The sequence below is a fragment of the Paenibacillus polymyxa genome (assembly GCF_015710975.1).
Classification (GTDB): Bacteria; Bacillota; Bacilli; order Paenibacillales; family Paenibacillaceae; genus Paenibacillus; species Paenibacillus polymyxa.
In genome coordinates this window covers 1,413,538-1,427,150 of sequence record NZ_CP049783.1, presented here as the reverse complement: position 1 = coordinate 1,427,150, position 13,613 = coordinate 1,413,538, and the positions used below count along the sequence as shown (strand labels likewise).

General features: G+C 46.1%; 11 protein-coding genes and 1 riboswitch. Of the genes, 4 read left to right on the top strand and 7 right to left on the bottom strand.

Annotation, left to right across the window (positions count from 1 at the left end):
- The first annotated feature begins 250 nt into the window (after positions 1–250).
- A protein-coding gene (locus tag G7035_RS06510) for an IS1182 family transposase (protein ID WP_085978863.1) occupies positions 251–1,611 on the top strand; the annotation gives its coding sequence in 2 pieces (ribosomal slippage) (positions 251–818 and positions 818–1,611; 1,362 coding nt in all).
- A 178-nt stretch (positions 1,612–1,789) separates the two neighbouring features.
- Positions 1,790–1,870: riboswitch (cyclic di-GMP riboswitch) on the bottom strand.
- Between the two features lie 50 nt (positions 1,871–1,920).
- Here the strand turns inward: G7035_RS06510 and G7035_RS06505 are convergent.
- Positions 1,921–2,802, bottom strand: a complete 882-nt coding sequence (locus tag G7035_RS06505) for an AraC family transcriptional regulator (RefSeq protein WP_016818854.1) — start codon at positions 2,800–2,802, stop codon at positions 1,921–1,923.
- 594 nt (positions 2,803–3,396) lie between these two features.
- On the opposite strand from G7035_RS06505, the gene G7035_RS06500 reads away from it, so the two are divergent.
- Together G7035_RS06500 and G7035_RS06495 are read left to right on the top strand one after the other, a co-directional pair.
- Positions 3,397–4,653: a DUF445 domain-containing protein gene (locus tag G7035_RS06500; protein WP_016818853.1), complete on the top strand. Its 1,257-nt coding sequence runs from the start codon at positions 3,397–3,399 to the stop codon at positions 4,651–4,653.
- Positions 4,654–4,686: 33 nt separating this feature from the next.
- Entirely contained in the window at positions 4,687–5,067 is a 381-nt protein-coding gene (locus G7035_RS06495; RefSeq protein WP_019685919.1) for a TIGR02328 family protein, read from the top strand.
- Positions 5,068–5,166: 99 nt separating this feature from the next.
- On the opposite strand, the gene G7035_RS06490 is transcribed toward G7035_RS06495, so the two are convergent.
- Positions 5,167–5,841: an NAD(P)H-dependent oxidoreductase gene (locus G7035_RS06490; RefSeq protein WP_019685920.1), complete on the bottom strand. Its 675-nt coding sequence runs from the start codon at positions 5,839–5,841 to the stop codon at positions 5,167–5,169.
- 187 nt (positions 5,842–6,028) lie between these two features.
- On the opposite strand from G7035_RS06490, the gene G7035_RS06485 reads away from it, so the two are divergent.
- Positions 6,029–6,439, top strand: a complete 411-nt coding sequence (locus tag G7035_RS06485) for a winged helix-turn-helix transcriptional regulator (protein WP_019685921.1) — start codon at positions 6,029–6,031, stop codon at positions 6,437–6,439.
- Between the two features lie 68 nt (positions 6,440–6,507).
- Here G7035_RS06485 and G7035_RS06480 read toward each other — a convergent pair whose 3' ends face one another.
- The 5 genes from G7035_RS06480 to G7035_RS06460 form a co-directional block, all read right to left on the bottom strand.
- The gene (locus G7035_RS06480; RefSeq protein ID WP_019685922.1) at positions 6,508–7,755 is read right to left on the bottom strand and encodes a stalk domain-containing protein; all 1,248 of its coding nucleotides are present in this window, start codon (positions 7,753–7,755) and stop codon (positions 6,508–6,510) included.
- Positions 7,756–8,001: 246 nt separating this feature from the next.
- A complete protein-coding gene (locus tag G7035_RS06475; RefSeq protein WP_019685923.1) occupies positions 8,002–8,751 on the bottom strand; it encodes a YcnI family copper-binding membrane protein in 750 nt (249 codons plus the stop codon).
- A gap of 31 nt (positions 8,752–8,782) precedes the next feature.
- Positions 8,783–10,459: a copper resistance CopC/CopD family protein gene (locus G7035_RS06470; protein ID WP_230877854.1), complete on the bottom strand. Its 1,677-nt coding sequence runs from the start codon at positions 10,457–10,459 to the stop codon at positions 8,783–8,785.
- A 296-nt stretch (positions 10,460–10,755) separates the two neighbouring features.
- Positions 10,756–12,606, bottom strand: coding sequence for a bifunctional diguanylate cyclase/phosphohydrolase (locus G7035_RS06465; protein ID WP_019685925.1), 1,851 nt, complete (start codon positions 12,604–12,606; stop codon positions 10,756–10,758).
- Between the two features lie 283 nt (positions 12,607–12,889).
- Positions 12,890–13,483, bottom strand: a complete 594-nt coding sequence (locus G7035_RS06460; protein ID WP_017427192.1) for a DUF5317 domain-containing protein — start codon at positions 13,481–13,483, stop codon at positions 12,890–12,892.
- Positions 13,484–13,613 lie beyond the last annotated feature (130 nt).

The window sequence follows — 13,613 nt, the reverse complement described above, 5'->3', positions numbered from 1 at the left end:
ATATGGCAAGCTTCGGCGGTTATGTTGTGTTATATTGTTTTCTTTCCCTCCTCCTAGTTCGAAATTAGTATATTCAGCATGCTAGGTTGACATGACTACCCCAACAGAAAAAAACCTTGATCATAGTGATCAAGGTCAGGCTGTCGAGAAAGTTTCGACAGCCTATTTTTATGTTAAATTTGTTTAAGACGACACCGCGTTAATGTTATATAATATAGGTAACTATTGTATAGAAACGGACGGTGTTGGTATGCTGCGATCTCATCGAGACAAACAACAATCCTTTGAATTGGTTTCCTTGGAAGAACTGGTGCCCCAAGATCATTTGCTTCGCAAAGTGGATACCTATATCGACTTCTCCTTTATTCATGAGAAGGTAAGCCCGCTGTATTGTGCAGACAACGGGCGTCCTGCCATTGATCCTACGGTATTGTTTAAAATGATCTTTCTCGGTTATTTCTATGGCATTCGCTCAGAACGGCAACTCGAGCGTGAAATTCAAACGAACTTGGCTTATCGTTGGTTTCTGGGGCTGGGCTTAACGGATAAAGTTCCGGACCATTCGACGATTAGTTGGAATCGTCGTACTCGCTTTAAAGACACTACGATCTTTCAAGATATCTTCGATGAAATTGTGCTGCAGGCGATCTCTCACCGAATGGTGGGCGGGCGTGTTCTCATCACCGATTCTACACACGTCAAGGCCAATGCCAACAAACATCAGTACACTAAAGAGCAAGTATTACAGAATACCAAAGACTATATGGACGAGCTGAATGAAGCGGTGAAGGAGGACCGGAAAAACCACGGAAAAAAGCCCTAAAATCTCGAGAGGAAGTGAACGAAGAAAAAGAAATTAAAGTGAGCAAAACAGATCCGGACAGCGGCTATATGATCCGTGATGGCAAGCCCGAAGGCTTCTTCTATCTGGACCACCGGACAGTGGATATGAAGTACAATGTGATTACGGATGTGCACGTGACGCCGGGGAATGTACATGATTCCGTCCCCTATTTGTCCCGTTTGGACCGCCAAAGAGAACGTTTTGCTTTTCAAGTAGAAGCTGTTACGCTAGATTCAGGTTATTTAACAACGCCGATTTGTCGAGGTTTGCAAAGCCGAAAGATTTTTGCCGTGATTGCTCACCGAAGATTTCATCCCAAACAAGGCCTGTTTCCGAAATGGAAGTTTGAATACGATGCCAAGAACAATGTGTATATTTGCCCAGCAGGACAAGAATTAGCCTACCGAACGACAGACCGAAAGGGATACCGGCAGTATGCATCTGATCCGGCTCAGTGCGAGCGTTGCCCGTTGCTGAGCCAGTGTACTCAGTCTAAAAACCACCGCAAAGTGGTGACTCGGCATGTCTGGGAAGACAGCAAAGAGTGGGTACGGAGCAACCGGCTAAGCCCATCCGGGAAACAGCTGTACCGCAAACGAAAAGAGACGATTGAGCGAAGCTTCGCGGATGCCAAAGAGCTCCATGGGTTTCGCTATTGCCGTTTGCGCGGACTTCCGAACGTCAGGGAACAAGCCCTCATGACGGCAGCCGTGCAGAACATGAAGAAGATGGCGATCCACCTGGATCGCCTGGAAAAACAGGGGTGAACCTTGTTTTTCCAGAGACCAGAGATCTCTCATGTAAAGAAAAAAAAACCACGTCTCAAAAAGACGGGGTTTCTCGACAATCTGACCTTGATCATAGTGATCAAGGTTTTTTCTTCGAGAGAGGTATAGCAATTTTGTGATGGAGCTATGTAAAAAGGCATAATAAAAAGCTCGTTCACTTGGTAACTGGCTGCCATCCGAGTAGGAAGGCCCTATAGTTTTGCGTCACTGTCTTTCGACAGCTTTGCCATTAGCTTGAATAGCTTGTGCGTCTATCGTCTATCAAACGGAGTACAGGAGACCTCCTATTTACAGTTTGGAGCGGTTTCCCCACTTTTTACGGAAGGAATGAGGTGTTTCCCCTACATGTTCCTTGAATAGGTTGATAAAATGGCTCGTATTGGGAATCCCAACGTACCTTGCGATATCCACAATGGATATGTCACTGGTTTTAAGCCATCCCTGAGCGGCTGTGATCCGGACATTAATGAGATAATCAATTGGAGAAAATCCAATCTGTTTTTTGAAATTTTTAGCAAGATTAAATTTGTTTAGGTTGAACATGTCTGCCAGCGAGTCCAGCGTAATTCGCTCACAGTAGGACTGGTCCAAATACTGCTGCACCTGACGTACTTCGCTGAGCGTTCCTGCATTTACATACCGATGATCATAAGGATGCTGCAAAATATACGTCAGTATTTCACCAATGAGTCTGGACGTTAGCAGCTCGCCGGAAAGGCTTCGATCAGACTGCCCGCAGATTAGTGCATGCAGCTTGTCTAATATAACATATGGATTGTGCAGGGATATTACCGGTTTATTATGCTTGGCAAATTGTTCGTAAAAATGTTCGATCAGGTTGCCGTACAGGTATAAGCTGATAAACTCCCAGGCTTCATCACCGGAGGTGCTGTATTGTAAATATTCATCGCAATTAATAAAAAACAAATCATGAGGCTTTAAAATATACTTCTTGTCCCGGTACAGTAATTCTCCCTTACCAGACAGCGTAAAAACAAGCAAAAAGGAGGTGAGTTCTTTCCTTTCTATTGTAAAATCAGAGGTTTTTTGGAAATAGCCTAATTCCTGAATATATAAAAGGGATTGCTTGGCAAAAGCGGAGGGAGTGCGCACAATTACGACAGGTTCGCCGTTCCAGAGGCCCTCGGTGTTTTTTTGGTCTGTTGTCATATTCAATTCCTTTACAAAAAAGCAATTTTATCTAGCTTATCTTGGTTTGATTTACCAATATATAATGGCTGATTAAACATGATTTACTATTTAATAAAAGTTTATTTTATCACATTAAATATGTCTATATATCAAATTATGTGTGTGAGTTTTATAGAAGCCCCGCTTCTTATGGATATTCAACCTGGTTATCCGTATAAAAGGTCGAATATTGTTGAAAGAATTCTGAGGTCATCATGGATTCAAATCCTTTCTGGGGTCAAATATAGGATAGTGTTGAAAAAAATATCTTACATGCCCATTCAACTTTTCCATTCACTTCTCCTTTCGGTTTAAGAAATTTAGGACTTGGTTCTGATAAAATGGTTCGTAAGGCTTATTATTGAAAATGAGATTTTGGACCCAGTGTTGTGATTTGGTTCACGAACATGAATGTAAAAAAGAGAGATATATGCATAAAAAATTACGCAAAAAATGTCCTTATGTGTTGAATTATAAGTGCTCTCAACTTTGGAAATTACACAGGCAATGATATGATGGGTAATATATGTATAGTTGCTTAACTTATCGATAGTCAGTTTGGAGGATTACAGGATGGAAAAACCCAAAAATACGAAAACCGCAGCGGCTTGGTCGCTCGTTATTCTAGGGGCAGGCTTTGCAGCCACCGTGCCCTTCCAGCAATATGGCTGGGCTCGATTGTTAGCCGGAGCCTTTGAGGCAGGACTTGTAGGGGGACTGGCAGACTGGTTCGCTGTCACAGCATTGTTCCGTCATCCGCTAGGCATCCCGATACCACATACGGCGCTTCTCCCTAAAAATAGGGACAAGCTCACGAATGCATTGGTGAATACGGTGGAAAATAACTTGCTGAACAAAGACAGCATTGCTTCTAAAATCGCGGACATTCGTTTGGCGGAGCTGATGCTGGGCGGTGTGGAAAAAGGATTGCGTACACCAGAAGCAGCAGCATCGATAGATGTGCTCGCCAAGCGGCTCGTCCAGTCGCTCCCGCTCGCGGAATTGGCTCCGATTATCGTGGCTGAGATCAAGCGACAGGTGACGGACATCGATGCCGGACCACTACTGGAGGCGCTTGCCCGCCAATCCAGTGAGAAGGGCTATGATATTCGCGCACTGGATTACACGCTGGAGCAGGCGGAATCCTGGCTTTTGCGACCGGAAACAGGCTATACACTTGGCACCTTAGGGATGCAGGCTGTCAGTGGTTTGCAGGTGAGCGGGCTGATGCAATTTGCCTTGAACGCCTTCCTCGGCTATCTGAACGAAGAGCGCATGGGTGAAATGATTCGTCATTTCCTGCTGGATCAGGTAGCAGAGCTGCAAAGGGAAGAGCATCCGCGCCGTCTGGCAGTGATCGACGGTCTGAGAACACAGGTGACCCGATTGGCAACGAAGGATACGGTTCAGGAAGGGCTGAACGGCTGGAAGGATAGCCTGATTGAAGCTTGGGAAGGCGAAGCGTCCGTGCTCGGTAAAATGGAAGAGCTTCGTACCCGCTTATTGAACTATATGGAAGACGAAGACTATGTGCCGACCTACATTTTACCGTTACTGGATCGGATGCTGGCTGATTTAAGAGGGAATACCGAATTGCTGGACAAAATTAATGCACGAATCGTGGAAGGAATTACTAGTCTCGTGGAAGCCAATCATAGCCGGATTGGTAACCTGGTGCGCGAAAATGTAGACAAAATGGACAACAAATCCCTGATTGCACTGATGGAGGACAAACTGGGACAGGATTTGCAGTGGATACGTATTAACGGCGCAGTAACAGGCTTCCTGATCGGTATTGTACTGACAGGTATCCGTATGCTAATCCAATAATACAGAAAAAGCTACAGATAAGGTTGTGGAAGCATGAGGCTTTGGCATGAACAATTGATTGGCAAGCTCCCCCGTCCCCAACTGTTGGGACAACATCGTGAGTGTTGTGCCCTGCGGGGGAACGGGTGGGGAAAGCCACACGCCACAGTGAATTATGTGTTCGACTATCACCCCATGCTGCTGGTACGCTATCATAAGCTCATTATGGACGAAATGAAAAGAAGAGGATACAATGTTGATCCACTATGGGAACAGCCATTGTATCGTGGTAAGCAGTGTGAACCTTGGGAAGCGGAGCTAGGCGAGGAACTGGCAGGCGCGGACGCATATGTGGAGCATGATGACGAATATATGAAGGAGTGCCTGGATAACCTGGCTTCCAAAGGAATTTTAATAGAGATTGAAGTGATCTGAAAAAGCGGGCTACGGTGTGTTCATCATTCAGATGAAGCGCCGCAAGCCCGCTTTTTAGATGCTTTAATGTCCTAGGTTTGGAAGGGTATGAGTCGCAGGTTACAGGACCCAACGTGTAACTTTCTCCAGTGGTTGCCTGGATTTTTCCCGCTTGGGTTCATGAGCACGATAACCGAAGGCAGCGATGACTGAAATATCCAGCAGCCCGTCCTCCAGCAGGCCTTCTTCCTCCAAAATGGCATGCACCTGATCATAGTTAAAGCCTTCAATCGGGCAGGAATCAATGCCGATCTGAGCTGCCGCTGTCATCATATTACCTAAGGCAATATAAGTTTGCTTGGAGGCCCAGTCGAATAACGTGCGTTCGTTTTCCAGCAGGCGTTGGTTTTCACCCTGGAAAATCTTATAGCGGCCTGGTAGGGAGGCAAAGTCTTCGTCAGACATCCCCTTAACCTCTTTATACATGTACTCCACGTAAGGTGAATCATAACGGACATCCTTACGTGCCAAAATCAAAACGACGTGGCTGGCCGCAGGAATTTGCTTTTGACCACCACTGGAAACCGCCGCCAGCTTTTCTCTCAATGCCTGATTTTGCACGACCACAAACTGCCACGGTTCAAATCCTACGGAGCTTGGGGAAAGTCGTCCGGTTTCGAGAATGAATTGAAAATCCTCCTCAGGTATGATGCGATCGGGGGCGAATTCCTTCGTGGCATGTCTGAATAAAAAGGCATCCAGAATTTCCTGCTTTTTAGCTGATGTATTGAACATAAAATGTACTCCTTTTGATATGGGTTTAGTTGGTGCTCTATGGGTTTTCTGCTACTATAATGAGAGCTAATATCGAATATATAGTTATCATATAGAAAGTTTTTGCAGGGAACAAGTACGCACATATTTGTTCCTTGTTATAGGTCTGAGGCTATTAGCCTACATCCTGTAGAAAGAAGGGGAATACATGGCACAGGAGATGGAACATACAGTTAGCGTTAATTTTGGATGTCCGGTAGCGAAAACTGTCGGGGTGATTGGAGGCAAGTGGAAGGGGGTCATCTTGTATCATTTGACCACAGGACCACGGCGCTATAATGAAATTCGACGAACCTTGCCTAATATTACACAGCGGATGCTAACCTTGCAGCTACGCGAATTGGAGCGTGATGGAATTGTGCACCGTGAAATTTATAACGAGAACCCACCACGTGTGGAATACTCGCTTACCCCGTTGGGAGATACGTTAAGACCGTTGCTGGATTTTATGAGAGACTGGGGGATCTTCTACGGAGAACAAGGATGCGAGCCTGTGGAGACAATTTCCAAGTCAGGCAAGCATTTTGCTAAAATAGACATGAAAAAAGCCCACCGATGATTTCATAGAAAGCGCATGAAAATCATTAGCGGGCGGAATAAGGACGGATTCCTTTTACAAAATGGACACTATTTAAACTCGATGGATTCGTTCATCTGTGCCCAGGCTGTTTCTCCGATGATGCCCAGACGCCAGATTGCGATTCCTTTGAGATCATAACGTTTGGCTAAACCGATCTTGGCGTTAACGGTGCTGTCTTTTTCGCTACCCATTGAAATTCCCAAAATGAGCTTATCCCGCGAGGTTTCCTTCAACGCCAGTTTTATGGCTTCGTCCACTTTATCCAATGGCTCAGGTGTAGATTTTTGTCCGTAATCATAGGCCATGATGATCAGATCGTCCGCCAGATTGCCCAGCGTTTTGTAGTCATAGCCAGCGTAAGAGCTATTCAGCGGATGCAGAACGACGGTGAGCTTGAGTCCGGCTTGATGCGCTTTGGCCGATAACTTTTTAATAAAAGCATTGTAATCAGAACGAGCTTTGGCCTTATCGCCGCTCCAGCCCAATCCTTCAAGATCTAACGTAATGCCCTTGAACTGCTTATCGGTCGCAGTGCTGACGATTTGGGAAATGGTTTGTTCTTGAAGCTGCGTATTTTCCAAAACCTTGGTTAGCTCATGATTACCGTCTACAGAATAAACCATCAGGTAAGGGGAAGTCCCCTGGCTATCTGCCTCCTGTAAAATAGACTCAGGCGTTACAGCTCCGGCAGCTTGTGGCCATTTATATTCTTTGCCAGTCGTTGTGAACTGTCCGTTTGTATCAATTCGGCTCCAGCCGAAGGCAACGGCATTAAAATTCGGTATTTTGGATTTTTGGTCAAAGGAAGACAGCGCATAGAAGCCTACAGTATACATAGCTTCACGTGGCGATGTAATAGAGACCGTCCGTGTTCCCTGATTCCAGTTGACTGTGGCTCCAAACTGTTGCCCGAAAAAGCCCAGCGGAATCATCGTGCTGCCGCGCACGGTTTGCGGTGCGGCTGTGAGTTGAACCGTTTGCCCGTCTACTGTGGCATTGCGGCTCCCCATTTTGAGAACCACCTGCTTGGTTGCACTGCCTTGCGTTTTGGTAGCGGTGATGCTTTGGCTGGCTTGATCCCATTTCACTGTAATGCCCAGAGCCTCAGAAATAGCGCGAAAGGGAACCATCGTCGTGCCGTCCATCATGGCAGGCTGTACAGGGAACGGCAATGGATATCCGTCCAGCATGATGCTGACCTTACCCGCCTCCGCTTGTGCCATAGGGCTATAGATGCCCGCTGCGGTACTCAGAAGGATAACGCTAGATAAAAAAGCCTTATTTACGATTTTCATCCTATGATCTCCTATGCTCAATAGATTGCAATGCTATCATGTTAGAATCGTGAGGTTCCTATCATTTTACCAAAAAAATGATAGATAGGTGAATGTGAAATGATAGGATGAGATAAATCTGAGGATATATTTAGGCTGAATAGTATACGAAAACATTGTTATTTCTCATATAAAAAAGCTGACACCTTTTAAAACGGTGTCAGCTTTTTCTTTTTAAAACAGTCTTATATTTTATTGTAACCCAGATTACTTGCGACGCTTGAGTGTAATGCCTACTGCTGCTGCACCAAGCACGACTGCAATGATCGAGAGAACAAGTGCTGTGGTTTGTGCAGCAGAGCTGGCTGGAGCAGAAGCAGCAGGGGCAGCCTCAGCAGCATTGTCCGAGGTAGGTGCGGTGCTGCTGCTATCTTTAGCCGTATCTGTGCTTGCATGACCCTCTGCGGTGCCTGCCGAATCATGTCCGCTGTCTGCGGCAGGAGCAGGAGTTTCCGGTGTGGCATCCGCCGTGATTGTAGTAATAGAATGAGGATTGTTACTTCCTTCATCGCCTGTCCATTCCACAATACTTCCGTCACTGTAATATTGGAAGGCGTCCCAGGCTGCTGCAGTATTCTGATCTGCATTTTGTGCTACAAAGCTGAAGCGTTGGTACTGACCTGCTTGGATTCCGTCTTTTTCAGACGTCCAGGTGACGGTAGTTATTTTGCCAGAGCTGTCTTTTTCGGTGGCTACCTTCCATTCCGGTACAGGCTCGTATTGTTTGAAAACGACCTCTTTGGGAATTTTTAAGGCGACTTTAGTGGTTGGAATGTTTTTTTCCACAGGCACTTTCAACGTGTACGTTTCCCACGCATTAGGTTGTGAAACGGAAGGCTTGACCGTCACATGCGCACTGGCCATACCTGCAAAAAGCAAGGCACCAGCCGCAATTAAACCCATGGAAGTTGCTAACCTGGAAAACCTGAATTTTGCTGTTTGAATCGTTGTATTCATATTTATTTCGCTCCTTTTAAGAATAAAATAATTATTTTTTACCGTCTACTTGCAGAGTGAATTCAGCATCAACCGCATCGAGTGATGCTGTCAGAGCATGTACTTTTACCGCCCATGTTCCTTCGGAGGTTATCAATTCCTGACTGCGGAAAGGCTGTTGCTGCTTCACGGGCAAGACAAATTCCTGTTGATCTTGGTCAGGATTAGCTGGGATAAGCGTTAATGTGACCTGCTGGATTCCTGAAACGGCAGCCCCCTTGCTATCCTGAACGGATACCTTAAATTCATTGCTGCCCACAGCATTAGGGCTGACTGCCAGTGTAACGCTGTATTCGCCAGTAGTGCGAGTCTCCTCAAACGGTACAGCAGGTGCCTGGCCAGGTGACAGGTGAGTGAGCACCGCTGCCAGTAGCATCACGAGCAGACCGACGGACAGCTCGGTACGCAATCCTCCGGCGGCTCGCTTGCTCGCCGCCGCTTGCCGAGCGCTGCGAAACTGGCTGGCTGCGAAGACCAGCATTACTAGCAGTAGCGCTGCTTTACCAAGCAGAACGAGTCCATAGGATGTGTTCAGCAGCATGGAGGGAGCTGGAATGTACAGCACCGCTCCATAGATACCAGTGGCGAGTAGCGCCGCCACCATAGCCATGCCCCAGCCAGCGAAGCGGCGCAGGACCGTTTGTCGCAGAGTTGCCTGCACGGATACAGGCAGCTCCAATCCGGCAACAGGCAGGCACACCACCATGACGGCAAGTGATCCGATCCAAAAAGCTGACGCTGCAAGATGGACGAAATCTGCCACAATGGCTGGAGCCGGGTGGGTGGCTGCTGCCGGATGCCCGACAAAGGCCTTGGACAGCATGAGGCTCAGCGTGAGTAAAACGGAGCTGTAGCCCCAAACACGGCGCTGGCGATCAGAAATGCTGGGATCGATCGCATAAATTAGCGTTACGCTTAGAAGCAGCACGAGAATCATCTGGATAAACCAGATTTGCCCTGCTCCCGTAAATTGAAGAGCTTCTCCCAGAATAGGGAGTGAGAAGCCCTCCCCGATGGAAACTCCGGCATCCCAAGACGCCTGAAGCGGTAGGCTAATTAAAATGACAGCAGACGTTATGCCGTAGCCGCTCCAGAGCAGCTTAGTCCAACGGGGTAATGTGTCAGAGGGTCGCTGACTAAGCATCTGCTGTTCACTGCGATTCTTGGCTCGGTTTATGCTCGGTAAGAGGAACAGTCGGAAACAAATCGCTCCAAACAGCAGCGATAACCCTATGTAAAGGAGCCAACGGACAGCAATTAAGTCGATTCGTGATGTCCCAGAGCTTTCAGAAGGGGTAGCTTGATCGGTATACGCATTGGAACCGCTACCTACTTGAAATGGAATCACTCCATTGACTGGGTGTCCATCTGCGGACAAAGCTCTCCAAGTGATGGTGTAAATTCCATTCTTCACCCCTGGAATCAATTGGATCTCCATGGTGGATTGGTGCTCTGGATTGAGCTGTGCTTTTCCTGTGTCGACCCGCTTGCCTGTTTCATCAGTCACTTTGATGGACATGAAGGCAGACTGCAAATCTTCGTTGAAAGTGATAGTCACCTGAGAAGGGGACTTGTCCAAAACCTGATTTTCGGTCGGGCTGGATTCAACGACAAATGCATGAGCCCACGATGAGTGAGGAAACAGGAGCAGAAGAGGGAGACACAGCAATAAAAGACAAGCCACACGGGCTGGTCTGGACAGGTACAACATGCCTGTGAAGTCACCTTCTCTCGATTACTTGAAGCGAGGATATCCTCATTTGTAGCATTTTATACGGACAAACCAATTCCTATCTTAATCATAGTGCATATAGCGTGAATAGATGGAGCGAATTATGACATTTATATGAAATTTGAAATAATAAGCATGATGCAAAATGCCACTCTTATGAAAAGTCCCTACTGTGAAAGAAATCGCCAGGATTTCTTTCACAGTAGGGATAAAGTGGAATAGTGTATGAGACATTAGATGCCTGCTTCTATAGACTGCGTGAAAGCAGGTTGCTTATGTTGAATATATTGGATAAAAATAGCCGTTAGATCGGGATCGAATTGGCTCCCCGAACAAGTACGCAATTCTTCGATGGCCTCCTCGAATGTTTTGGTCGGTTGATAGGGACGTTCTGTTGTCATCGCGTCAAAAGAGTCGATGATCGTCAGCATCCGACACAGCCTTGGGATTTGCTCGCCCTTAAAGCCAAACGGATAGCCTCCCCCGTCATAACGTTCATGATGCAGCTCCACAAAAGGAACTAAATCTATGAATCGTTCATTGGCTTCGACAATACGTTTGCCCCACATGACATGAGCTTGTACCATCCGCCATTCCTCGCTAGACAGCTTCTCTTTTTTATTAAGAATATTCCAGGGGATTTCCAGTTTGCCGATGTCGTGAATGAGGGCTCCCAGTAAAAAACGCCGCTTATCCTTCGGACCGAGCTGAAGCACATCGCTCATGTCTGCTGCATATCTGAATACCCGTTTGGAATGCTTGAAGGTGTTAATATCCTTGTACAAGAATAGATTAAGCTGCTGCTCCAGATCACGAATATCCTGTCCGAGATCGACCTCGCGTTCCACTTCATTTAGACTGCCGTGTGTATGAACGATATTTTTGCCCTGTTTCTTGGCATAGTACAGTGCTTTATCCGCTAGATCGACCAGCTGTGATTTGTCGTAGATGTCAATGCGGCTTTGTGCAATGCCTGCGGAGAAGGACAGACACCCGTGTGGGAAAATTTCAACTCCCTCGTAACGGGAATCATTCAGTCTTTTTCGGATAGCATTGACCTTTTCATAAGCTTGTTCAGCAGTATGATCGGGCATAAGCAAAGTGAATTCTTCTCCACCATAGCGGGATACGGTAATATGAGTACCGAACGTTTCCTTTTTGAGAAACTCACCGAGAAACCCCAGTAGCTGATCGCCCTTGAGATGACCGAAATGATCATTGTATTTTTTGAAATCATCAATATCAATCAGCGCCAGACTTAGGGGAGTATTCTGCGATCTGGATGTATTTAGTTCAGCTTCAAGTGTATTTTCAAAGTAGCTGTGATTGTACAGCCCTGTTCTGCGATCCGTGTTGGCTTTTTCTTCAATCTCACGATACATCGTGAACATTTGCTTGAACGCGTGGGATAAGAGCATGCTTAGCCCCAAGAACAGCAAAAGTCCTAAAATGCCGTTGTAGTAAATCAGCGTGGTCAAGACCAAAGACAGGATGAGTGTACATAAGTATACAAGCAGGGATTCTGCCAAAAAAGCCTGTTTGAGCTCATTGAACGACCCTTTATATGCGATATAGAAGTAGATGCCCAAGGTGATTGTGTTTACCGTAAAGTAGCAGATCAATGCGAGCAGGTAGGAAGCAAAATGGTCCTCGTTCAAGGCTCCCTGCGTTCCGCCGCTTAGTTCGAATACGGTTGACGACAGGAAAATGGAAAGTGCGTAAATGGAAAAATTGACGGCATGTTTCCACCAGGACAGTTCTGTATGCCGAAACGCAGCAATGATCACATTGAACAGCAAAATCAAAATGGCAATTTCAGTGCCATGCACAAAAATACAAGCGAGGTACACGGAGGAATCCATGGACTGCTTGTTACTGGCTGGTGGCAACTGGAATGTAAAATGCTCCAGAATCAGAACTGCTCCCAACAGGGAATAGATCGTGACCCACTCTGTCGTCGAATAGTGCAAAAAGGACCAATGGTTCGTATACAAGAGAACGATCAGGCCTACCATACACATGAAAAATACGTATATTCCCGTCGTGGTAACCCGTTCTTGCAGCTTTTTTAATATACTCATCATTTTTTCTCCTGCCTTGTCGTATCTTGATGTCAAAGCTACCAGGGGTGAATGGGATAATTTACAATTTTGTAATCGAAAATTTCACATGAAAAAACAGGCCGGAATCCAGCCTGTTTTGTTGAGCCTGTGCTTCCTTTTTTTCTTTATCGGTGACTAGCCTCCAATTTTGTAACCGGAAGTCAAAGCGATTACGACAGAAGCAACGATAATAGCATTGATAATCACACGGGAGTATTTCAAGTTTTTCATACGGTTCCCTCCCTTCCTTGGAATAAGCTCTGAACTAGGCATGGTGGGGGTTGGTTTCTTGTTGATTATCCTTATTTCTTTTTACGACCATCACATTTTGGATAAACAGGAACATCCCGAAGTTCATGACGACATCTCCAATACTAATCACCTGCGTGCGGGGATAGGGCTTGGAAAGGGGAATGATGTCACCAAGCAATGATAAACGTGTGCTCGCATCCATCATGTAATGTTTCGAGATGACACTGCCGGATTTAAGCATATCTGTATAATAGGGACCCAGTACTTCAGAAGCGCTCAGCGAGACCGGCATCCTGCCGCCATTCACTGCCATAACTATAAAATTCATCAACACGCCGATTAAAATAAGCTTGAATCCCTTATGATGTCTGTTCAACCAGAGAAATATCAATCCGACCACGTAGACTCCCATAAATAGATACCCATTAATGGCTGCCAGCCAAGCCCACTTTTCCTGAGCATAAAAAATAATGAATTGAACCACCAGCAGCAGGGGGAACATCCAACCGGCTATAAGGCGAATATGACTGAAACGGATCAGACCTTGCCGCCAGCCTCCTCTAAACAGGCCTACAATGAGACCCAGCAGCACTCCATCATAGACCATTATCATTCTCCAGATTCTACAATTTTTTTGTTTTGGTTACCGTGTAATTCGACCTGAAATTGGTAAATTCCTGCCTGATTTATAGCAATTTTGAAAAAAAATCGCGGATTAGCGTGTAATTATTCGAAGC